The 20,449-nt window shown below is 69.2% G+C and carries 20 protein-coding genes and 4 pseudogenes; 14 read left to right on the top strand and 10 right to left on the bottom strand.

Going from position 1 to position 20,449, the window contains the following annotated elements:
- Position 1 precedes the first annotated feature (1 nt).
- The 3 genes and pseudogenes from ACFVWD_RS49020 to ACFVWD_RS49010 all read right to left on the bottom strand — a co-directional run.
- Positions 2-154, bottom strand: a pseudogene (locus tag ACFVWD_RS49020) (transposase); the annotation flags it as partial.
- Between the two features lie 194 nt (positions 155-348).
- Positions 349-1,029 carry a hypothetical protein gene (locus ACFVWD_RS49015; protein ID WP_389604948.1) on the bottom strand — a complete coding sequence of 227 codons (681 nt, stop codon included), beginning with the start codon at positions 1,027-1,029 and terminating at the stop codon, positions 349-351.
- Entirely contained in the window at positions 1,026-1,661 is a 636-nt protein-coding gene (locus tag ACFVWD_RS49010) for a replication-relaxation family protein (protein WP_389604947.1), read from the bottom strand. The genes ACFVWD_RS49015 and ACFVWD_RS49010 overlap by 4 nt, the downstream gene beginning before the upstream one ends.
- Before the next feature lie 971 nt (positions 1,662-2,632).
- Here ACFVWD_RS49010 and ACFVWD_RS49005 point away from each other — a divergent pair.
- Both ACFVWD_RS49005 and ACFVWD_RS49000 read left to right on the top strand, forming a co-directional pair.
- Positions 2,633-2,812: pseudogene (locus ACFVWD_RS49005) on the top strand (serine/threonine-protein phosphatase); the annotation flags it as partial.
- 421 nt (positions 2,813-3,233) lie between these two features.
- Positions 3,234-5,687, top strand: coding sequence for an Ig-like domain-containing protein (locus tag ACFVWD_RS49000; RefSeq protein ID WP_389604945.1), 2,454 nt, complete (start codon positions 3,234-3,236; stop codon positions 5,685-5,687).
- A gap of 159 nt (positions 5,688-5,846) precedes the next feature.
- Here the strand turns inward: ACFVWD_RS49000 and ACFVWD_RS48995 are convergent, their stop codons facing one another.
- The gene (locus ACFVWD_RS48995; RefSeq protein ID WP_389604943.1) at positions 5,847-6,101 is read right to left on the bottom strand and encodes a hypothetical protein; all 255 of its coding nucleotides are present in this window, start codon (positions 6,099-6,101) and stop codon (positions 5,847-5,849) included.
- Positions 6,102-6,443: 342 nt separating this feature from the next.
- Between ACFVWD_RS48995 and ACFVWD_RS48990 the strand changes: the two genes are divergently transcribed.
- Positions 6,444-7,646 carry a PP2C family protein-serine/threonine phosphatase gene (locus ACFVWD_RS48990; protein WP_389604969.1) on the top strand — a complete coding sequence of 401 codons (1,203 nt, stop codon included), beginning with the start codon at positions 6,444-6,446 and terminating at the stop codon, positions 7,644-7,646.
- Positions 7,647-7,742: 96 nt separating this feature from the next.
- On the opposite strand, the gene ACFVWD_RS48985 is transcribed toward ACFVWD_RS48990, so the two are convergent.
- A complete protein-coding gene (locus tag ACFVWD_RS48985; protein ID WP_389604942.1) occupies positions 7,743-8,147 on the bottom strand; it encodes a hypothetical protein in 405 nt (134 codons plus the stop codon).
- A 64-nt stretch (positions 8,148-8,211) separates the two neighbouring features.
- Positions 8,212-9,180 carry a hypothetical protein gene (locus ACFVWD_RS48980; RefSeq protein ID WP_389604967.1) on the bottom strand — a complete coding sequence of 323 codons (969 nt, stop codon included), beginning with the start codon at positions 9,178-9,180 and terminating at the stop codon, positions 8,212-8,214.
- A gap of 241 nt (positions 9,181-9,421) precedes the next feature.
- Here ACFVWD_RS48980 and ACFVWD_RS48975 point away from each other — a divergent pair, with 241 nt between their 5' ends.
- Together ACFVWD_RS48975 and ACFVWD_RS48970 are read left to right on the top strand one after the other, a co-directional pair.
- Positions 9,422-10,495 carry a tyrosine-type recombinase/integrase gene (locus ACFVWD_RS48975; RefSeq protein WP_389604941.1) on the top strand — a complete coding sequence of 358 codons (1,074 nt, stop codon included), beginning with the start codon at positions 9,422-9,424 and terminating at the stop codon, positions 10,493-10,495.
- Between the two features lie 817 nt (positions 10,496-11,312).
- Positions 11,313-11,561: a hypothetical protein gene (locus ACFVWD_RS48970; RefSeq protein ID WP_389604939.1), complete on the top strand. Its 249-nt coding sequence runs from the start codon at positions 11,313-11,315 to the stop codon at positions 11,559-11,561.
- A gap of 57 nt (positions 11,562-11,618) precedes the next feature.
- Here ACFVWD_RS48970 and ACFVWD_RS48965 read toward each other — a convergent pair whose 3' ends face one another.
- On the bottom strand, positions 11,619-12,155 hold the full coding sequence (locus tag ACFVWD_RS48965) for a TetR/AcrR family transcriptional regulator (RefSeq protein WP_389604937.1): 537 nt from the start codon (positions 12,153-12,155) through the stop codon (positions 11,619-11,621).
- A gap of 75 nt (positions 12,156-12,230) precedes the next feature.
- On the opposite strand from ACFVWD_RS48965, the gene ACFVWD_RS48960 reads away from it, so the two are divergent.
- The 4 genes from ACFVWD_RS48960 (at position 12,231) to ACFVWD_RS48945 (ending at position 15,663) form a co-directional block, all read left to right on the top strand.
- Complete coding sequence (locus ACFVWD_RS48960) at positions 12,231-13,280, top strand: aldo/keto reductase (RefSeq protein ID WP_389604935.1); 1,050 nt, start codon at positions 12,231-12,233, stop codon at positions 13,278-13,280.
- A 100-nt stretch (positions 13,281-13,380) separates the two neighbouring features.
- Positions 13,381-13,995 carry a DUF998 domain-containing protein gene (locus tag ACFVWD_RS48955; RefSeq protein WP_389604934.1) on the top strand — a complete coding sequence of 205 codons (615 nt, stop codon included), beginning with the start codon at positions 13,381-13,383 and terminating at the stop codon, positions 13,993-13,995.
- A gap of 11 nt (positions 13,996-14,006) precedes the next feature.
- Positions 14,007-15,041 (top strand): SDR family oxidoreductase, encoded by a 1,035-nt coding sequence (locus ACFVWD_RS48950; RefSeq protein ID WP_389604932.1) that lies wholly within the window; start codon positions 14,007-14,009, stop codon positions 15,039-15,041.
- A 343-nt stretch (positions 15,042-15,384) separates the two neighbouring features.
- Complete coding sequence (locus ACFVWD_RS48945) at positions 15,385-15,663, top strand: DUF6233 domain-containing protein (RefSeq protein ID WP_389604931.1); 279 nt, start codon at positions 15,385-15,387, stop codon at positions 15,661-15,663.
- A 210-nt stretch (positions 15,664-15,873) separates the two neighbouring features.
- Here ACFVWD_RS48945 and ACFVWD_RS48940 read toward each other — a convergent pair whose 3' ends face one another.
- Complete coding sequence (locus ACFVWD_RS48940) at positions 15,874-16,302, bottom strand: helix-turn-helix transcriptional regulator (protein ID WP_389604930.1); 429 nt, start codon at positions 16,300-16,302, stop codon at positions 15,874-15,876.
- Positions 16,303-16,436: 134 nt separating this feature from the next.
- Here ACFVWD_RS48940 and ACFVWD_RS48935 point away from each other — a divergent pair, with 134 nt between their 5' ends.
- The 3 genes from ACFVWD_RS48935 to ACFVWD_RS48925 all read left to right on the top strand — a co-directional run bounded on the left by ACFVWD_RS48935 (position 16,437) and on the right by ACFVWD_RS48925 (position 17,881).
- Positions 16,437-17,300, top strand: coding sequence for an ANTAR domain-containing protein (locus tag ACFVWD_RS48935; protein ID WP_389604928.1), 864 nt, complete (start codon positions 16,437-16,439; stop codon positions 17,298-17,300).
- Between the two features lie 95 nt (positions 17,301-17,395).
- A complete protein-coding gene (locus ACFVWD_RS48930; protein ID WP_389604927.1) occupies positions 17,396-17,719 on the top strand; it encodes a plasmid stabilization protein in 324 nt (107 codons plus the stop codon).
- Between the two features lie 9 nt (positions 17,720-17,728).
- Entirely contained in the window at positions 17,729-17,881 is a 153-nt protein-coding gene (locus ACFVWD_RS48925) for a DUF6233 domain-containing protein (protein WP_389604966.1), read from the top strand.
- Positions 17,882-17,926: 45 nt separating this feature from the next.
- Here ACFVWD_RS48925 and ACFVWD_RS48920 read toward each other — a convergent pair whose 3' ends face one another.
- Positions 17,927-18,859: a Ku protein gene (locus ACFVWD_RS48920; RefSeq protein WP_389604925.1), complete on the bottom strand. Its 933-nt coding sequence runs from the start codon at positions 18,857-18,859 to the stop codon at positions 17,927-17,929.
- Between ACFVWD_RS48920 and ACFVWD_RS48915 the strand changes: the two are divergent.
- Both ACFVWD_RS48915 and ACFVWD_RS48910 read left to right on the top strand, forming a co-directional pair.
- Positions 18,752-19,555: pseudogene (locus ACFVWD_RS48915) on the top strand (hypothetical protein); the annotation flags it as partial. The gene ACFVWD_RS48920 and the pseudogene ACFVWD_RS48915 overlap by 108 nt on opposite strands.
- Positions 19,556-19,558: 3 nt before the next feature.
- Positions 19,559-19,846, top strand: a complete 288-nt coding sequence (locus ACFVWD_RS48910) for a hypothetical protein (protein WP_389604971.1) — start codon at positions 19,559-19,561, stop codon at positions 19,844-19,846.
- Here ACFVWD_RS48910 and ACFVWD_RS48905 read toward each other — a convergent pair.
- Positions 19,824-19,931: pseudogene (locus tag ACFVWD_RS48905) on the bottom strand (hypothetical protein); the annotation flags it as partial. The gene ACFVWD_RS48910 and the pseudogene ACFVWD_RS48905 sit on opposite strands and share 23 nt — an antisense overlap.
- Positions 19,932-20,449: the final 518 nt, after the last annotated feature.

The raw sequence follows: 20,449 nt of genomic DNA, 5'->3' as shown, positions 1-20,449 counted from the left end.
GCTACCGCGTCCCTCGCAGCCCTGGGGGCTGACGCACATCCCGCACCCACGTGCGGAGCGTCTCGTGGTTGACGCCCAGGTCCTTGGCCACCGACGCGTACGTCCCACCCGAGCTCGAGTGATACAGCGCAACGGCATCGGCCCGGAACTCAGGCGAGTACCGCGCTCCGTATCGTCAGCGCGCTGGCGGGCCCCCGGTGGCGTGCCTGTCGGCGGCGGACGTCGTTTCACAAGAGATCGCGTACTGGGACCGAACCTGATGCGCGACGGCTGAGGACCTGACTTCCGCTGCCCGGTCTAGGGTTCTCAGCCGTAGCCCGGCCCCGGTATCGCTCTGGCGGGGCCGGGCTACTTGCTGCGCTGGCGGCGTCCGAAGAGGGTTTCGCGCAGGGTCGGGTACTGGCGCAGGTCGGTGCGGCAGGAGGCGCAGTGCCGTCCGTCCTCGGGCGGGGCGAGCTCGGCGTCCTCGCCTGGATGGCCGGTGATCGGCAGTCCGCACCGCTCACACGGCGGTACGGGTTCCGGCTCGGGCACTGGGTCAGGTTCCTGAGCCCAGTGTTCCCTCTCCACTGCCCACTCCTGTTGCCGTCGCTGCTCTGCTTCGTCGCGTTGGCGGCGGCGTTGCTCGTCGCGGGCGTACCAGGCGTCATGGTCGGCGGGGTTGGCGAGGGCGTCGGGGAGGGTTTCCCACTGGCCGTGTCCGCACCGCCACCACACCGCAATCCGGGGGCCGCTGGTCTGGAGGCGGTCGAGGGTGGTGAAGAGGAGGGGGATGGCGTCGGCGTAGTCGTAGTAGCCGTCCCGTTCTTCGGCGCCGTACCCGCCGCCGGCGACGTGGTAGCTGCCGGACCAGACGGGACGCGTGAGCTCCATGACGGTGTTCATGCGGTTCTTCAGGACCTGCGAGCCGGTCCGCAGGCCGGGGTTGAAGACGACCACGACCGGCGGGTGCCCCTCCCGCCGCCCGGTCGACGGGCACTGGGTACGCCACACCGGACTCTCGCTGCCGAGCGGGTTCTTGGACTTCAACCGGAAGTAGCGCAGGTACTTCTCGAACTTGGCCGCCAGGGTGCGGCGGACTCGGTGCAGTTGTCGACCTCCACGAACAACACCGGCAGCCCCGCCTCCGGCACATGGAGGACCGCATCCGCGCGGACCCCGGCCCGGTTGCCCCTACTGGTAGGGAGGCTGAGGGGGACCTCGGTCGACCAGGAGCCGATCCAGCCCATCCCCTGCGCCTCCAGCACGAGCCCCGGGGCCGGCGCCTGCTCCGGGGCGGGCGGCGCCGTCGGGGCGGGCTGCTGGCGCGGCACGGGCCGGGTCGCCGTGGCGGGCGTGCGGGTGATCGCGATGACCGTCTCGTTGACCGCCATCGCGTGCGGGGCACCCGAACGGGCCGCACCACGCGCGGTCCCGCCCATCTCCCCAACCGGCCGGTCCAGGACTTCCGCGGCCGCGTCCAGCCCGAGCGGCATCAGGCTCCAGAGCTTGTTACCGTCCCGGGCACTGCCCTCCGAGACCGCGAGACCATGCCGCGCCAGATCCAACGCCGCATTCCGGAACGCCTTGTTGTCCTTGTGCCCCGGCGCCATCAGCCGGTGCATCTGATCGGCGGTCGCGAGCTTCAGCACCCCGAGCGCAGCCAGAACGTGTGCGCGCACCGCGCTCGTGGACCCGTACGGATACGTCCGCGACCCACCCACCCCCACCACTCCCCCTCAGTCTTGGGTTGCTTCACGGCCTGCGCACTTGGTGCCCCCTTGGGCTGCCAGCGGCGCCGAATAGAGGTCTGACCTGCGCAAACCGGGGGCAGGCTACTACAGGGCCCGGTAGGGGAGTTGGTGGGGGGAACGGTAGGGGACTCGGTAGGGCACGCCCGCCTCTGCTCACCGCAGTGCGCGCTGCACTCCGCGGGCTGGTACGGCGATGACTGCGCAGCTGGACCGCGATCCGCACTGGGGGCACCTCCGTTGCTCTCGTGGCTGTGGCCGGTCCTCACGGCGACGGATCCGGGACCAGCTGGTGAGTGCCGGCCGTGGCGCCGGACCCGCTGCCACTAGGGGATGTACGGACAGCCCCCACGAGGCGGGCGAGGACGTCCGAACGGCCTTCACCGTAAACACGACCGCCCCCACCACGGCACCCCGACCAGGCACATCACTTTCCGGCCCAACCCCCCGACCACGGCCTGCCAGACCCCCACCACAACCCCCACCACAGCAGGTCAACACCCCTGCCAGACCGCCCACGCCCAGGACCAAGAATTTAACGACGACAGCGCGACCGGCTCCTGAACCTCGCTGACCCCGACCGGGGCCTCACACACCACGAACGCATCACACAGCACACCCCGCCCCCCGCCCCAGCTTCAGCCACCGTCCCACCCCCATCCGACTCGAGCGACAGACCCCAGCCCGGATCGTCCCCGTAACGAAACAGTGGGGGCAGATGTGCTGCCGGGCACCCCGTCCGCTCGGCGGGTACTGGCTGCGCCACACCGGACTCTCGCGGCTCTGGGAGTCCTGTGACAGCGCACCTTGAGTGCGTGCCAGCGAAGCCTGATCGCACCTCTCACCGAGGCACGTACCGTCCTGTCGGCGGGAAAGGGAGTCGGTACCTCAAGAAGGCTGATGTGGCGGGTGATCGGATCGGACTGGCCGAGGTCCTAGCAGCGGCGGAGGCTGCCGCGTCGGTGAACTCCCTCGATGTCGTGGCGCGCAATCTGCGCGACCGGTTCGGCGCGCGATATGTGTCGTTCCTGTTCGTCGACGTCGGTGGACGACGCCTGCTGCGGATCAACGAGAAGGCTGCTACGCAAACCGTCAGCCCAGTCATGGTCCGCGACCGGGGGTGATGCCCCGCCAGTCGAGGGTTCCTGGAGGCCACGCGAGTGGTTCGCAAAGGCAAACGTGTGGATCGGCAGTGCTGCTGACGTCTACCCGGCCGCAATCGTCGGCACCCTGGCGATCGACCCGTGCGACCGATGAGGGGACCCGCCCGTGCTACCCGGAACAGACGCGCCTGCGCTCCGCCAGGCGCCGCCTGTGGCGAGACGAGCTCTTGCTGCCGCCATCTCGCTCTGTTTGACCTCAGTACCCATGGTCCTGCTGCCTTCGCGGGCGTGGGCGGACGGTGCCTCGACGGCTTCGGCAAGTCGCATCGTGCGGAACGCGCCGTTGGACTTGCGGAATCCGGCCGGGGGGCAGCCGAGGTCGAGGCTGAGCGCCGCCCCGGTGACCGTCGTTGACGCGAGCGCGCTCGCCAGTAGCCCCAATGGCCGCGGCGAGCCGTCCATCGCGATCAACCCGGCCAACCCCGACCAGATCGTCATCACACGCTTCCACAATATGAAGTGGGGCAGTGGCAGCAGCAGCGCCAGCGCCGACCTGCTCTACTCGAAGAATGGCGGCGTGAACTGGGATAACGAGACCAGTATCCCGCCCCCCGGTCTCACCGACCAGGCGAATGGTCCGGCCGACCAGACCGTCGACTACGGCCGCGACGGCACGCTCTACGGTGCCTTCCTGACGTGCCCCAGTAATCCTTGCACCCAGAGCCGAGTGGTGGTCGGATCGACCGGCGATCCCACCAATCCGGCAGCGTGGACCTGGAACGGCACCCCGACCGCGCCCGTCAGCGGCACGAGCACGACCGCCGACCAGCCCTGGCTGCTGGTGAATCGCGACCCGTCCAACGCCACCCAGGACGACGTCTACGTCTCGTACGAGGACACCGCCGCCTCTCCGGCGGCGCAGGTTGCGGTCTCGTCTCCCGCCAAGCCGTTCAACTTCACCGCGCCCGACTCGCCGGGGACGGTGGTCACGAACGATGCGACTAGCGGCGGTGTCCGCCTGGCCACCGACCCGCGGAACGGCTGGGTCTACACGCTCTTCCAGACCGGTGCCGGGACCGGCGATCCGCAGAACATCACCTTCCGGATCAACCGGTGGAAGGGTGATGGGACGGGCTGGACGCTGGGTGGCAGCCCGCAAGGCATCGCCGTGGCCACGGCCGACACCCACCAGGGCAGAACGTACAAGTTCGGCGGGGTCAACGCCCTGCTCGGCGGTATCGACCACGCCGCCGTCGACCCGTCCGACGGCGATGTGTACGTGGCCTACGGCACGGACGTCTCGGGCAACAACCAGATCAGGATCCGGCGGCTCACCGACGACGGAGCGGGCGGTCTCGCCGTCGGGGCGGAGCACAACGTATCCACCTCGACTAACGCGGCGCTCCCCTCGGTGGCGGTGCTCGCCGACGGGACCGTTGGCGTCCTGTACACCACCTCCGACGGCCCCAACACCGCGGGCTTCCCCATCTTCTCCGCGCATCTCGCCCGGAGCACCGATCACGGTGTCACGTTCACCGACACCGTCCTGCAGTCGTTCTCCTCTCCGGAGATGAGCGACAGTGACGACGCCCAGCGTGTCCTCGGTGACTTCCAGCAGATGAAGGCGGTCGGCAACGTCTTCTATGGTTCCTTCTCCGGCAACGCCGGCGGGCCGAACCCGGCCACGACGCCGCCGGGAGTCGACGCGATGTTCTTCAAGACCGCCCCGCAGGACTCCCAGACCTCGCTGGCGTCCTCCGCCAACCCTTCGGTGTACGGCCAGCCGGTGAGCTTCACCGCGATGGTCACCCCCGTGCCCGACAGCGGCACGGTGAGTTTCAAGGTCGACGGCAACCCGCTCGGCAGCCCGGTGCCGGTGGACACCACGACCGGGCAGGCAGTCTCGAGCAGCATCGCCACCCTGAGCCCGGGCCAGCACCACGCGGACGCCGCCTACAGCGGTAACGGCGATCTCAAGCCCAGCACCGCCACGACCTTGGTGCAGACGGTCAACCAGGCGCCGGTCACCACGACCCTGACGTCCGCCGGCCCGTCGGCGTTCGGCCAGGCCGTCACCTTCACCGACACGGTCTGTGCCACCGACGCGAGCACCAACCCGGCCGCGCCGCCGACCGGAACGGTGGTGTTCCGCGACGGCAGCACGCTCCTGGGCACCGGAACGCTGTCGCCGGGCGGCGGCACCAACTGCAGCCGGACGCAGGTCAGCACCTCGAACCTGCTGCCCGGAGCCCACACCATCACGGCCCATTACAGCGGTGACACCAACTACCTGGCGGGCAGCCTGGAGTCCACCACCCAGACGGTGACCTGTACCCGGACCATCTCCGGATCGGTCGCGAACGCGGTATTCGCGGGCACCGGCAGCACTTGCATCGTCAACGCCACGATCGGCGGCGCCGTACACGGCGCGGCCGGTGGCGCGCTGTTCATCAGCAACTCCACGATCCGGGGCAGCGTCCTGTCCTCGGGCGGCACCCGGCTCGGCATCTGCGGTAGCACGGTCACCGGATCGGTGAACGTCGCCAGGGCCACCGGATTCGTGGTGATCGGGGACCCCGGTGACGACGGCTGCGCCGGAAACAGGATTACCGGCCAGCTGGCGCTGTCCGACAACCGCGGCGGTGCCGAGGTCGTCGCCAACCATGTCGGAGGCTCGGTGCAGGTGCAGGGCACGACTGGTACCGGCCCCTTCCCCGAGGACTCCCGGGCCGAAGTCGAGGGGAACACCATCGGCGGATCCCTGATCTGCTCCGGAAACGTCCCGGCTCCCACCAACGACGGGCATCCCAACTCGGTAACCGGTGCACGGCAGGGGCAGTGCTCAACCCTGTGATCACGAGCTGAAACGATCACGACATCGAACGGGGCACCTCGGAAGAACCCGGGGTGCCCCGCTGGTGTGTCAGGGGGATACAGCGGTCGCTCCGCGCCGGTCTTCGTCCTGGTGCCCGGTTGGCGAGTGGACACGGCGCACAGCTCCCGTACGGGCGCGTCACCCGGAGCGACGGTCACCTCTGCGTGCCCGGCGGCACTGCTTCCCGCCGAAGCGGAGGGCGTGGTGGCCGCTACCGACGGCTTCCCCCCGGTCGGGCTCGCGGACGGTGCTGCGGACGCGGTGTGCGTCGGCGCACTGCTGGACGGCACGGCCGAGCCGCTCCCGGACGGCCCTCCCGTCGATCCGCCACCCGCCGACGTGGCGCAGGACGACGATCCCGGCGACCATCCACGCCCCGGTCCACCACCGCATCCCAGCACCTCCCGGCCTGTTCGTACGGGTACCAGCATGCCCTGCCCCAATCCGTGGACATACCGGCGCACGTGTTGGTGGATGTCGCATAGAGGCAGCCGGAGAAGTCATCCCCAAGGGCCAATGTGCTGCCAGCACCCCGTCCGCTCGGCGGGTACTGGCTGCACCACACCGGACTCTCGCGGCCCTGGGAGTCTGTCCTGCGCCAACGATTCCTTGAGTGCGTGCCGCCGACGTTTGATCGGATATCTCGCCAGGCGATTACCTGCTGAGGCAATGTGTCGCAGCCGTGATGCCTGTCGTTTCGGTGGGAAGGAGAATCGGTAACCAGGGAGGCTGATGGTGGTGCGGGATCGGATGGGACTGGCTGAGGTGCTCGCAGCGGCGGAGGACGCCGCGCCGGTGGAATCCCTCGAGATCGTGGCGCGCAATCTACGCGACCGGTTCGGCGCGCAATACGTGTCGTTCCTTTTCGTTGACGTCGTCGGCCGGCGCATGCTGCGGGTCAGCGAGAAGATGTCGGCGCAACAGGAGGGCCGCGCCGAACAGGTCCCCCTTGCCGGCAGCAGCGTCTACGACGAGGTCCTGCGCACCCAGAAGCTGGTGCAGGCCCCGGAGGGCGAGCAGGGGCAGCGGGTATTCGCCCCTGTCACCAACCGCGGCGACACCATCGGTGTCCTGGAGCTGTTCCTCACCCGGGTCACACAGGACGTGCTGGAGCAGGTCGAAGAGGCTGCGCACGCGCTGGCGTACATCATCGTCACCGACCGCCGGTTCACCGACCTCTACCACTGGGGCAACCGCACCGCCTCGGTCAGCCTGGCCGCGGAAATCCAGCGCCAGCTCCTGCCCGCGGCCCCTTCCTGCGAAGCCGCCGAGTTCGCCCTCGCCGGCGCCCTGGTCCCGGCCTCCGACATCGCCGGTGACACCTACGACTACAGCCTCGACCAGGACACCCTGCACCTGTCCATCACCGACGCCATGGGCCACGACGTCGACGCCTCGCTCGACGCCACCCTCCTGGTCAACGCCTCCCGCGGCGCCCGTCGCGCCGGGACGGACCTAGCCGAACAGGCCCGCCAGACCCACCAGGCCCTCCTCGACCACGGCCGACGAACCTTCGCCACCGGCCAGTTGCTGCGCATCGCCCTGGACGGGACCAGCGCCCAGCTCGTCAACGCCGGCCACCCCTGGCCGCTACGGCTACGCGACGGCACGGTCGAGGAACCGCACCTGGCCGTGGACCTGCCCTTCGGCATCGCCGCGCAAGGCGCGTACCAGGTGCAGGACCTCGACCTGCGCGCCGGTGACCGCCTCGTGCTCTACACCGACGGCATGCAAGAACGCCACGCGGAAACAGTCGACCTGCCCGGCCTCATCCGTGCAACGGCCAGCGAGCACCCGCGCGAGGTCGTGCGCACCCTGGTCGCCGCGGTCACCGACGCCTGCAACGGCCACGTGAGAGACGACGCCACCGTCCTGTGCCTGGACTGGCACGGCCCCCATTCCGGAGGCCGCCGTGCGCACGCCGGAGCCGACACCTGACCTAGCCAAGCAACCCAACCGCTCAACCTTCCCTGCGTTCTTCCACGGGACTGGGCGAGCCCTCAAACTGCGCGCTCACCAGGCCCCTTCGCCTGCTCAGCGCAGACGGCACGCGTCGATCGCGGCGCGTACCGCGCCCGCCTGCGGCCACTCCTCTTCGTGTACTTCGGCGGGCGGGCGTCCGGTGTGCACGAGGGAGTCGGCCGCGGCGGCGACCGCCTCGGGTGCCGCGTAGACACGCTGGAGTGAGGTGACCGGGCCTCGGGGGATGGAGTATCCGGGGCCGACGTAGGCGTACGCCCAGCCCGTCTCCTCGTCCCAGAGGAGACGGATTCCGCCCGGGCCGACGCAGCGGCTCACATCCCACCCCAGCCGGATCCGCATCAGCTGATCCGGGCGGGCGCCCAGGTTGAGGCGGACGATGCCCGGCGGGACACCGCGGCCGACCAGCGCCTGATCCACCGCGGTGGCGTACGGCCAGTGCGGCAAAGCGTGGGGCAACAGGCCTGGAAGTCCTGGCGGTTGGAGCAGCACGGCTCTCGCCTCCACGGCAGGGTCGGACGGGTCAGGAGACGCGCAGGAGTGTGGTCGCGGGGCGGATCGCGCCGGACCCGAACTTGGCGCGGATGCGGTCGCTGACCTCTTCGGCGACCAGCCGGGCCTCGCGCGCACCGTCGAAGCTGATCTGCTCGGCCACCTGGCCGGCGGCGATCAGGTCCTCGCCTTTCAGCGTGATTCCGGTGAGGCGGCCTCGCTGGAGTCCTGCCGCGTCGATCAGCCGGTAGGCCGGCGTGCGCAGGTCGTCATCGTGTGCGGACGCCTCCGGGAGCCGGCGGGTCTTCTCCCAACTGGTGCCTCCGGCGAAGCGCAGGACCAGGGTCAGACCGCGGGCCGCCTGGCCCCGACCACGGAGCTGGAGGGCGAGGGTGACGACCAGGTCGAGCAGGGCCGCTCGGACGGCGGCACCGTCCAGGGTGTGCCGGGGGAAGGTGCGGCTCACGCTCGCGGAGGCGGGCAGGGCGCGCGGGGCCACGGGGCGGGGGTCGATGCCGCGGGCCCGGTCGACGGCCTGGCGTCCGGCCCGGCCGCCCAGGAGACGCTGCACCGTCGCCGGCGGAACGGCGGCGAGCAGGCCGACGCAGTGCACGCCGAAGTCGCGCAGGACTTGGGCCTGGCGGGGGCCGATGCCGTGGAGAGCTTCAACGGGCAGCGGTCCGAGCCAGTCGGCCACCTGGCCGGGGCCGACGGCGAGGACGCCGCCCGGCTCGGTGATCTGGCCGGAGGCGGTGGCCGCGACCGTAATGGACGGGCCGATCCCGACCCGCACGTCGACACCCAGCCGGGAAATGGTCCGCACCCGCAGCACCTCCCCCAGCCGCCGCCCATCCACGCCGTGATAGCGCAACGCGCCCTTCAGCTCCACCAAGGCCGCCGACGGGGGCAGCGCCTGGACGGCCGGGGACAGCTCCGCCAGCTGCTCGAGGACCTGCCGGTAGACGTCCTCCGGCAGCCGGTCCGGACAGCGCACATGCATCACACTCGCCACCCCCCGTGCCTCCGTCCCTGCCTCCACAGCACCCACCTCCTCCACCCCACATTATCGAACTAAAATTCGAACATGCGAGAGGAGGAGCCCGGTCACCCACGGATCTAGAATCGGAAACATGTTCGATAATCTGCCGCCTGACCTGGCACGACTGCTCACCCTAGAAGTTACGTGGAATCTGCCTGGGTGATCATGTTGCCCGGCTTCATTCACGGACCTGGGGAACGGCTTGAGCAGCACATCGTCACTGGTGGTCAAATGGCCGGTACTGGCACGGCATGAGCTTGCAGCGACCTGGTTGCAGGCGTGGGAGGACCTAGGTCGTGCGCCGCGAACCTTGGAGGCGTACGCACGAGGTCTGGCGGAGTATCTGAGCCTGTGCGAGCGGGAGGGCGTCGATCCGCTGGCTGCCGGACGAGCGCATGTGGGGGTGTTTGTTCGCGAGTTGACGTCGCGGCCTCACCGGCGTGGGGCGAACGTCGTCTCGATCACTTCCGGGGCGGGGCTGGCGAACGCTACGGTCCAGCAGCGCCTGGTGCCGGTGCGTCTGTTCTACGACTTCCTCATGGAGGAAGGGGTGCGTGCATCGAACCCGGTGGGCCGCGGGCGGTACACGCCGGGCCGGCGCGGCGGTCAGGAGCGGGGCCTGGTGCCACGTTTTTCCCGGTTGCCGTGGATCCCCGGCGAGCAGCAGTGGCGGGATCTTCTGGATGTGGCGCGGTGTGAGCCGGTGCGCAACCGGCTGATGCTGGCGCTGGCTTATGACGCGGCGCTGCGGCGTGAGGAGTTGTGCTCGCTGCGGACCGATGATCTGGATCCGGCGCACCGAACGGTGCGGGTGCGGGCGGAGACGACGAAGAACCGGCTCGAACGGGTGGTGCCGTACTCGGCGCCGACGGGTGTACTGCTGAGTGAGTACCTCGTGCATCGTGCGACGGTCAGCCGGGCACGGGGGCCGCTGTTCCTGTCGGAGTCACGGCGCAACCACGGCCAGTCGCTGAGTCTGTGGACGTGGTCGAAGGTGGTCCGGCGCCTGGCGTTGACGGCTGGTGTCGAGCGGTTCTCCACCCATACTACCCGACATCTCTGCTTGACCGACCTGGCGCGCATGGGCTGGGAGTTGCATGCCATCGCCTCGTTCGCCGGTCACCGCCATACCGAAACGACGCTCCAGTACATCCATCTCTCCGGCCGTGATCTGGCCGAAAAGCTGAAGAGCGGGATGGAGCACATCCACTCCTGGCGGGTCCAGATGCTCACCGCCGGCATACCCGTGGCCACTGCGGGAGGGGTTTCGCGATGACGGCCGCTTCCCTGTCCGAAGACGCGCTCGGGTACTGGCACTCCCCGATCGACCTGCGCCACTACGACCGTTCGCCAGCGCTGACCAGGGCGGAGGAACGCGGCATTCGCGAGCTGAGTCTGCGCAACTTGCGACGGCATCGCTATCACGACCCCGATGCCCCGCAGTGGGCTGACATCAGCCGTCTCATGCGCCCGCTGCAGGATGTCAACGCCAGTTTCGACGTGCCGTCCACCGAGCATGTGCGGCGGTCCACGAACGACGCCGTCGCCGTGGCGCTGCTGCGGTGTGCGGATACGGGCCGTGCGTATTGGGACTGGGACGCGGAGGAGTGGCTGCGCTTCCTCGGCCGCAATCACAGGGTGTTTCAAGGGCAGGTCCCCGACTGGACCCCGGGAGCGGTGCGCCCCTCTCTTTGCGGGTACGCCTACCACCTGGCCGGCTTCACCGGATTCAATCAGCTGGGGCACTTCGACCGGCTGGCGCTAGCCTGCCGCGTCTTCGGCCGACGCCTGGTCGAAACGGAGATCGGACAAGTACGCACCGTGCTGACCGGCTGGGGGTACCGGTACGGCCAGGACCACGACAAGGGCGTGGCCTCCGTGATGAGCCAGCTCTTCCTCCTCAACCGCAGCCCCCGCAGCAGCGATCTCACCACCGCAGTCTTCGACCGCGTCCGTCAGGAGGATCTCCTGACCTACGGGGGCATGAAGGTCTTGTTCGCGGTGCAGCGGGCTGTCGCCGCGCTCGGCCACTGCGAGGCGCCCGCCCTGCGCTGCGGAGCCGAACCGGTCGACCACTCCGGGGTCCCAGGGATATGGACTCCACGAGAGCCCAACTCCTCGAAGCCAAAGGCAACTTGCAGAAGATGGCCGTCTCGATCCCGCTCACCGAGGACGAACAAGCCGCCCTCACCGACGGCCAGACCGCGATCGACCAACTCCTCAACAGACTCGCCGATACCCCGACCCCGGCCGGGCCAACACCCCAACAGATCACAGCACCCGGCAGCGCTCAGCTCCTACCGATCGTCGCCGTCCGTCAGGGCAAAGCAGCGCAAGCTTGACAAATCCGTTTCCACGGAAGGGCCATACATCTGGCGGCCCTGTCGCGTGTGCGTCGTCTACCGGTGCGTGCGGAGTCCGTCGAGGATGAGCGCGAGCATGTGGGGTGCCCGGTCCTCGGGGCTGGACGCGGCGCGCCACAAGGCGCCGGTGAGTTGGAGGAAGTCTCCTGGGTCGGCGTCCGGGCGGATGCTTTCGTCGTTCTTGCCGGCGTCGAGGAGCTGGGTGATGGCGGCGATGACCGGCCCGTAGCTCTGCTCGCTGATCGCCTGGTGCGCGCCCGGGCCCAGAGCGTCGCCGAGGCCGTGTTTTCTGCGCATGGCCTCGACGAGGTCGGTCGTCCAGTGGCGGAGCGCTTCCAGCGGCGGCATCTGGGCCAGCAGGTCGGGCACGGTGCCGGTGATGCGTGCCACTTCGTCCTGGTAGACGGCCAGGACCAGCGACTCGCGGGTGGGGAAGTTGCGGTACAGGGTGCCCGCGCCGACTCCCGCGCGCTGGGAGATCTGGTTCATCGACGTGCTGCCGTCCGCCGCGAGCGCTTCGCGTGCGGCGGCGAGGATGCGCGCCCTGTTCTCACGGGCGTCCGAGCGGACCACGGGACCTCACCTTGATAAGTGGAGAGTTCTCCATCACGTTATCCGGAGAGCTCTCCACCTACTCTAAGGAGCGTCATGCAATACATCAAGCTCGGCATGACCGGCCTCGACGTATCCCCGATCGCGATCGGCGCGATGACCTACGGCGAGCCCGACCGCGGGCACCCCGTCTGGTCGAAGGGCGAACAGGACACACGCCCGCTCATCAAGCACGCGCTGGAGGCGGGGATCAACTTCTTCGACACCGCGAACATGTACTCCAACGGTTCCAGCGAGGAGATCCTCGGCCGCGCCCTGAAGGACTTCGCCGACCGCGACGAAGTGGTGATCGCGACCAAGCTGCGCCATCCGATGCGGCTGGGACCCAACGGCCGCGGCCTGTCACGCAAGGCGATCATGACCGAGGTCGACCATTCGCTGCGCCGCCTGGGCACCGACTACATCGACCTCTACCAGATCCACCGCAACGACCACTCCACCCCCTGGGAGGAGACCCTCGAAGCCCTCAGCGACCTCGTCAAGGCCGGCAAGGTCCACTACCTGGGTGCCTCGTCCATGCACGCGTGGGAGTTCGCGAAGGCGCTGCGCCTGCAGAAGGAGAACGGCTGGGCACGGTTCGTGTCGATGCAGGACCACTACAACCTCCTCGCCCGTGAGGAGGAGCGCGAGATGATCCCGCTGTGCCTGGACGAGGGCGTCGGCACGATCATCTGGTCGCCGCTGGCCCGCGGCCGCCTCACCCGCGCCTGGGACGACGCCCGCTCGACGGTGCGCTCCGAGACGGACGGCGCCTACGCGGACCTGCTCTACTCACCGGCCGAGGAGGCATCCAACCACGCGATCATCGACGCCGTCGGGAAGGTCGCCGCCGCACACGGCGTCAGCCGCGCACAGGTCGCGCTCGCCTGGCTGCGACGCCAGCCGGTCGTCACCGCGCCGCTGGTCGGCGCCGGCTCGACCCGGCAGATCGACGAGGCCGTGGCCTCCCTCGACATCGAGCTCACCGACGACGAAGTGCGCGCCCTGGAGGCCCCGTACACCCCCCGCTACGACTGGCAGGGCGTCTCGGACGAAGCCGAGATGGAGGCCATCCGCCAGCGCGTGCCCGGAATGGCTCTCGCATGAACCCCATCGTCCGCTCCGGTCCTGCTGCCCGCGCCGGAGCCCTCCTCATCCTTCTCGGCCCGCTCGTGTCCTGGGTCGCCGAGTTCATCACCGCCGCCGCATGCAGGACCCGCCGTACTCGCCCCTGTACAACTGGGTCAGCCACCTCGGCCTGACCGGCCCGCCACAGACCGCGTTCGGGCAGGTCGCCAACTCCCCCCTCGGCGCCGTCATGGACACCGGCTGGGTGATCTACGGCACCCTCCTGATCATCGGCACGTTCCTCGTGTTCGACCCGCGCAAGGGCGCCCGCCCGATCATCATCATGATCCTCGCCGTCCTCGCCGGCGTCGGAGTCTCACTCGTCGGCATCTTCCAGGGCTCCAACGCCAACGTCGACAACGGCCTGATCGCCTTCCACACCTTCGGCGCGCAGTGCGTCATGCTCGCCGGCAACCTCATGGCGATCGCCGTCGGAACCGGCAGAACCCGCATCGGACTCACCCGGGGCCGCTCGATCGCGAGCACCGCGCTCGGCACCGCCGGACTGATCGCGTTCCCCCTCTTCATGACCGACGTGTTCACCGGCTGGATGTGGAACATCGGCCTGTTCGAGCGCGCCGTCATCTACCCGATCATGATCGGCCACGCCCTCCTCGGAAGCAGCGTGGCCGCCACCCAGCGCCACCGTGCGACGCACCCGCTGGCACCCATCGCCGCACGAGCAAACAGCTGAAGGAGAGACAGATGACACGAGTACTGGTCACCGGAGGAACCGGCTTCATCGGGAGCTGGTGCATCCAAGCCCTGCTGGAGGCCGGGCACACCGTCCGCACCACGGTCCGCGACCTGAGGCGCGAGCCCGCACTGCGCTCCTGGCTGCACGCGGCCACACCGTTCGACGACGACCGTCTCACGGTCGTACGCGCCGACCTCGAACCCCCCGACGGCTGGGACGCTGCCGTCGCCGGCTGCGAGTTCGTCCTCCACGTCGCCTCGCCGACGCTGCGCCACACGCCGGCCAACGACGACGACCTGGTGATCCCCGCACGCGAGGGCGTCCTGCGGGTGCTGCGCGCCGCCCGCGACGCCGGTGTGCGCCGGGTCGTCCTGACCAGCGCCTTCGGCGCCATCGGGATCGGACACCCCCCGCGCTCGACCCCGTTCACCGAGGAGGACTGGACAGACGTCGACAGCGACATCCCGCCCTACCAGCGCTCCAAGACACTCGCCGAACGCGCCGCCTGGCAGTTCATCCAGGACGAAGGCGGCGGCCTGGAACTGGCAGCGGTCCACCCCGTGGGAGTCCTTGGACCCCTGCTCGGCCTGGACGACCCGCCATCCCTGCGCCTGGTCCGCAGAATGCTCGAAGGACAGGTCCCCGCATGCCCTCCCTTCGGGATGGGCTTCGTCGACGTACGCGACGTCGCGGATCTGCACCTGCGCGCGATGACCGATCCGGCAGCAGCCGGCGAACGCTTCCTGGCCATCGCCGGACACAGCCTGCGCGTCATCGACATCGCACGCATCCTGCACGACCGCCTCGGTGCACGCGCCGCGAAGGCCCCCACCCGTGAACTGCCCGTCTGGGTCGCCCGCACACTGGGCATCGTGAACCCAGAACTGCGCCTGCTCAAACACCAGCTCGGCCGGGATCTCGACGCCACAAGCACCAAGGCGGAGAAACTCCTCGGATGGCGAGCACGTCCCATCGAGGACACCATCGAGGACACCGCCGAGAGCCTCCTCACCCACGGCATCGGGACAAAGACCGCCTCGTAACCGAACGACGCGGCAGCCCTCCGTCGGCCGGGTAACGGCGTGGGCGTCGCGGCCGGGGAGATGTGGCCCTGCTCGTCGGCAGGGCCACGAGGTCAGTCCCGTTCTTGCTCCCGGGAGGGCTGCTGGCCGGTGCGACGGGAGGTCCGGCGGGTGATGTGTCTGGTCATCAGGGTGGTGGCAGCCCACGTGATCAGCGACTCGGGCTCTGAGCTGCCTGCAGCGCACAGTCCGCCATCCCGTCGGCGCCGCCCACGCAGACCGGCTTCCGACCTAGGACGGTCCCGCAACGCATGCCGAGCTGCTTGACAGACCCTGATTCCACAGAATGCGGGTGTGGCACGCCATGTGGCTGCAGCGCATCGACACCAAGATCGCCGCCCTCCAGAAGCAGGAAGCCGAACAGGAACAGGGCCGGAAGAACCGGCCGCAGGAACCGGACTGGATCGTCGAACTCGGCATCGGCAACGGACGCCCGCCCATCGAAATCCATGCGGGCGGCTGCTACACCGCGGGCAAACGACAGCGCCCCGTACCCCGCGACGAAGCACGCCGCCTCCTCACCTCGGGCGTGCGCGCCTGCACCCACTGCAAACCCGACGCCCAGCTCCGCATCCTCGACTGACCAACTGCGGCAGTGGCGGCTGTTGTCCGCCTGTGCCAGTGGTGCATGGCCCCCGAACGGTGGGGTCCGACCATGCGCTACGTCAGCACACGCGCGTAGCTGCACACCCGGTCGGGAGATGCCGTTCGGACGGGAGAGCCTCGGGGGGCGGCGGCACGTCGTGCCAGACACTCGCTGGTGAGCCGTCCCCATGAGGTCGATCCTCGCGAGTCATGACTTCACTCGGTGCCGGCCGACCCGAACGGATCTCGTGGCCGTCATGCTGTCGTCGTCAGCAGGCTCTTCTGCTTCATCGCTCCCCTGGTGCCCTGCCCCCTGCCCGGGCCGGGTTTCGTGGGGGTTCTCGTGCTGGTCGAGGGCGGCCAGCAGGCCCGCCACGGTGAGACCGGCGTCGGCCGGGTGCCGGAGGATGGTTCCCTCTTCGATGCGGTAGAGATTCGAGCGGCCCTGCCGGGTGTGGGTGAGATAGCCGTTCTGCTCAAGATCGGAAATGATCTTCTGGACAGCGCGCTCGGTGAGCCGGCATCGCGCGGCGATGTCACGGATACGGGTGCCCGGATCTTCGGCGATGGAGGCCAGCACTCGGGCGTGGTTGGTCAGGAAGGTCCAGCCGCTGTGTCCCTCAGGTACTCCACCCATGCCTCTCAGCGTAGTGCCCGACGTTCACGTATTCAAAAGGGTGAAAATGAGTTCATGTATCTCTTGACGTGCGAGGTGGGGGAGGCCGAACCTGGAGCAAAGACCCGTGGATGGATGCCCCGGGAGCGACTCCCATGCAAGAACATCTGCTTTCTTCCCAGGCGAGGGGCGCAGCCGAAGCCGTCCACGAAACGCAAGCGGATGGCACGGTTGGAGCCGACACCTCGCCGTTCCTGAAGGTCGCGGCATACCCCGCCGGCGACCGGACGGTCGTGGCGGTCGCGGGTGAACTCGACATCGACACGGAGCAGGCGCTGCGGCACGCCCTGCGTGAAGCACTGGCCCAGTCACTCCACGGCCTCGACCTCGACCTCGCCGGGGTCGACTTCTGTGACTGCTCCGGCCTCAACATCCTGCTGCACATCCGCCGCCTGGCCCTGGCGGAGGCCAAGACGGTCCGCATCCAGACCGCGGGAACCGCGGTCGAGCACCTGCTCACACTCACCCGCACCTGGCCGCTCTTCCCGCACCCGGATGACGCCGGTCCCGGCGTGGCCGCCAACGGCCAGGGCATGCGTACCGGTACCACCCCCAGCCCCGCGGAGGAGGACGGGTTGCCCAAGGATGCCGAGGAGGACCTGCGCATCGAAATCGGACAGCTCAAACGGGCCATGCAAACCAGACCGGTCATCGATCTGGCTCGCGGAGTCCTGATGGCCTCCTTCGGTCTGAACGCCGAGGACGCCTGGAGCGTCCTGGTCAAGGCCTCGCAGCACACCAACACCAAACTCCACCACCTGGCCCAGGAGTTGGTGGGGGCGGTCAATGGCGCTCCGCTGTCCGACCGGTTGCAGCAGGGGATCTCCGCGGCGGTCACCGAAACCCTCAACCCCCTCTCCCCGAACCACCGACGCCATGACGGGACCTCTCCCGCCAGCAGACCCGCGCCACCGGACGTCGGGACGCTTGGGTGGGGTACCCGACGGCTGCACAGGTAGTGCAGGCGGCCCGGACGCAGTACGTGCGTTTGCGGCTTCGCCCCGGCGGCGCGCAGGGTGAGCAAGGCGCCCCGACAGTCATTCAGGGAGTGATCATGCCTCGTGGGTCGAGCCCCAAGCAGGAACGGCAGTACGAACACATCAAGGAAAGTGCCGAGCAGCGCGGCGAGAGCACGAAGCGGGCCAAGGAGATCGCCTCCCGCACGGTCAACAAGGAACGCGCCCGCACCGGCGAGTCGAAGACAGCGAGCAGGACGTCCAGGCAGGAAAAGCCGTCGTCCCAGCGGGGCGGCCAGCGCTCGCACAGCGGCTCTCAAGGCCCCACTTACGACCAGCTGTACGAGGAGGCCAAGCGTCGAAACATCGAAGGGCGCTCATCCATGAACAAGGCCCAGCTCAAGGAGAAACTCGGAAAATAGAGCGGCGACCTGCCACCCATCGAGGTGCATGTGAGCGGCTGCCACACCGCGGGCAAACGACGACGCCCCGTCCCGCGCGACGAAGCACGCCGGCTCCTCACCTCGGCCGTGCGCGCCTGTACGCGCTGCAAGCCCGACGCCCAGCTCCGCACCCTCGACTGACCGCCACAGCCGACGCCACGCCCCCGCCCTGCGCGGGAGTTCGGCCTAGGCGCCCCGCTGCCCCCGGGCTGGCTTCTTCGCCGCCGCGGACTTCTTCGCGGTCTTCTTGACAGGCGCCTTCCCCGCCGTCTTCCGGGCCGTCTTCTTCTTGGCCGTCGGCATCGCGTGGACCTCGGCATCACCCGCGTCCTCGCCGCGCGCTGCCTGCGCCTTGCGGACGCTCTCCTGCAGGGCGGCCATCAGGTCGACGACCTTGCCGCCCGGCTCCTCGGCCGCCTCTGCCGGTTTGGGCGGCTGCCGGCCCTCGGCCTTCGCCTCGAGCACTGCTTCCAGGGTCTTCCGGTACTCGTCCTGGTAGCCGGAGATGTCGTCCGTCGTCATCGAGTCGATCAGCTGAAGGGCTTCGTCGATCTCGGAGTCCGTGACCTTGGCATCCTTCGGCGCGAGCTCGGAGGGGTCGCGCACCTCGTCGTCCCACTTGAGCACGTGCGCGATCAGTGCCCCGTCCCGTACCCGCAGCAGCACCAGGCGCTCGCGCCCGTGCCACGCCAGTTTGGCGACGGCCACCTTCGTGTTGCGGGCCAGCGCCCGGGCGATCAGGACGTAGGGCTTGGCCGCGACTTGGCCGTCGTACTGCAGGAAGTAGCTGTCGCCGCTGAGCCGCACCGGGTCGATCGACGCGGCTGGCACGAACGCGACGATCTCGATCGCTTTCGCGGTCGGCAGCGGCATCCGTTCCAGCTCTTCGTCCGTGACGGCGACCAGCGTGTCCTTGGAGACCTCGTACCCCTTGCCGATCTCGGCCGCGGACACCTCGCGGTCCTCCGCCTCGCAGTACTTGCGCACCCGCACCCGGCCCAGGTCTTCCGTATGGACCTGATGGAACCGGACCGAGCGGTCCTCGGTGGCGCTCATCAGCTTCACCGGAATGGTCACCAGGCCAAAGGAAATGGCGCCGCTCCACAGTGGTCGGGGCATCACAGACCTCCACGACAACCCCGAGCTCCCACCAGCTTAGGAGCCCCGACACGGCCCGCTCCCCCACAACACCGGCGGGCGCCGCAGCCACGGCCGCCGCAGGCTGGACGGGTGGACTGGCCCGTTTCCGTCGCCCTGGCCCAGTCCGTACCGGAACTGCCCACCGGCACGGACTGGAGCTACGAGGTGAAACTCGACGGCCACCGAATGATCATGTGGCGGACCGACGACGGGGTTCGCCTGCAGGCCCGCTCCGGGCGCGACGTCACCGCCGTATGGGGCGACCTCGCCCTCGCCGGTCTGCATCTCCCGGCCGGGACCGTTCTGGACGGCGAGGCCATCATCACCATCGAGGACAGACGGATCAGCTTCGAGGCCGCACAGACCCGCGCCGCCTCCTCCCCCACCCGCGCCCGCCGCCTGGCCGTCCAACGCCCCGCGCACTACATCGCCTTCGACGTCCTGCAACTGTCATCCGGCGACGTCCGGCCGCGCCCGTAAAGCGAGCGCCGCACAGCCCTCCTCACCCTCCTGGCAGAACTGCCCGCGAACACCCCGATCCAGGCCGTCTCCGCCACCACCGACCGCGACACCGCACTCACCTGGTACACCACCCTCCATCACGAGCACGGCGTCGAAGGCATCGTCGCCAAACGTGCCACCTCCCCCTACCGGGCCGGCCGCGCCGGGACGTCATGGTTGAAGATCCGCCACGCAGACACGATCGAGGCGACCGTGGCCGGGTTCACCGGCACCGCGCGCCAGCCGCAGGCACTCGCCGTACAGCTCCCCGACGGGCGGATCGCGCTGTCCCAGCGCCTGACCACGGCACTTTCCACCCGGATCGCCCCGCGTCTGGTCCCCCAGTCCGGGCGCGCGTACACGCAGGGCGGCGACGCCTACACACCCGTAAGCGGGGAGATCGTCGTAGAAGTCGTGGCAGGCACCACCCGACACGCGGTGCTCACCGTGGTCCGCCTGCGCTGACTGCCGACAAGGCTGCAGTCGACGCAGTGTGTGGGGCGACCGGCTGGCACAGGTCCAGGTAGCAGCGCAGCCGTACGCCGGGCTGGTCGACGTCCCGGGTCGCACGATCCGCCGTCGCGGTCGTTCACAGCCTGGCGAGCGCCTCCTGCAGCTTGAAAGACGGTCGCGTCGTCGGTGGCCGCGGTGTCCACGACGACAAGTCCCGGCTTCCTCACGTGTATCTCGTTGCCCAACTCCGCCACCCGGGCACCATCACCCGACCTTGTTCGCCACTCTGGTCTGCCCTGGCTTGCCTTGGGCTTGCCCAAGGCGGTGGAGTGGTAACGGCACCGCTCCGACCACACGCTGGTCGAGTCAAAAGCTCTGCGCACGACGCCGACGTTCCCGGTGCACCTCAGCGAGAGCAGCCCCGAGGTAGTTCAGCGCGCCACCTTCGTTGTGACGGTCGCCGACCTCCCGGAAAAGTGCGGCAGCATCCGTGTGGGCGTTGATCGCCTCGTCGAATCGCGAGCGTGTCTGAAAGATCGTGTAAGTCCGTGATGTGGAAGCCTGGCCCGGGGCTCGCCCTCGGGCCCTCGGGCCGGGCGGATCGGACGAGTCATG

The sequence above is a fragment of the Streptomyces sp. NPDC058086 genome (assembly GCF_042885015.1).
Lineage (GTDB): Bacteria > Actinomycetota > Actinomycetes > Streptomycetales > Streptomycetaceae > Streptomyces.
Note: the sequence above shows the minus strand (reverse complement) of the source record. Positions and strands in the feature narration are given on the sequence as shown.

Bases quoted from the DNA above. Each gene is read 5' to 3' on its own strand.
- ACFVWD_RS48945 (WP_389604931.1), top strand. From the start codon at position 15,385: ATGTGGCTGCAGCGCATCGACACCAAGATCGCCGCCCTCCAGAAGCAG.
- ACFVWD_RS48935 (WP_389604928.1), top strand. From the start codon at position 16,437: ATGCAAGAACATCTGCTTTCTTCCCAGGCGAGGGGCGCAGCCGAAGCC.
- ACFVWD_RS48970 (WP_389604939.1), top strand. From the start codon at position 11,313: ATGGACTCCACGAGAGCCCAACTCCTCGAAGCCAAAGGCAACTTGCAG.
- ACFVWD_RS48930 (WP_389604927.1), top strand. From the start codon at position 17,396: ATGCCTCGTGGGTCGAGCCCCAAGCAGGAACGGCAGTACGAACACATC.
- ACFVWD_RS48960 (WP_389604935.1), top strand. From the start codon at position 12,231: ATGCAATACATCAAGCTCGGCATGACCGGCCTCGACGTATCCCCGATC.
- ACFVWD_RS48950 (WP_389604932.1), top strand. From the start codon at position 14,007: ATGACACGAGTACTGGTCACCGGAGGAACCGGCTTCATCGGGAGCTGG.
- ACFVWD_RS48980 (WP_389604967.1), bottom strand. From the start codon at position 9,180: ATGCATGTGCGCTGTCCGGACCGGCTGCCGGAGGACGTCTACCGGCAG.
- ACFVWD_RS48955 (WP_389604934.1), top strand. From the start codon at position 13,381: ATGCAGGACCCGCCGTACTCGCCCCTGTACAACTGGGTCAGCCACCTC.
- ACFVWD_RS48995 (WP_389604943.1), bottom strand. From the start codon at position 6,101: ATGCGGTGGTGGACCGGGGCGTGGATGGTCGCCGGGATCGTCGTCCTG.
- ACFVWD_RS48920 (WP_389604925.1), bottom strand. From the start codon at position 18,859: ATGCCCCGACCACTGTGGAGCGGCGCCATTTCCTTTGGCCTGGTGACC.
- ACFVWD_RS48940 (WP_389604930.1), bottom strand. From the start codon at position 16,302: ATGGGTGGAGTACCTGAGGGACACAGCGGCTGGACCTTCCTGACCAAC.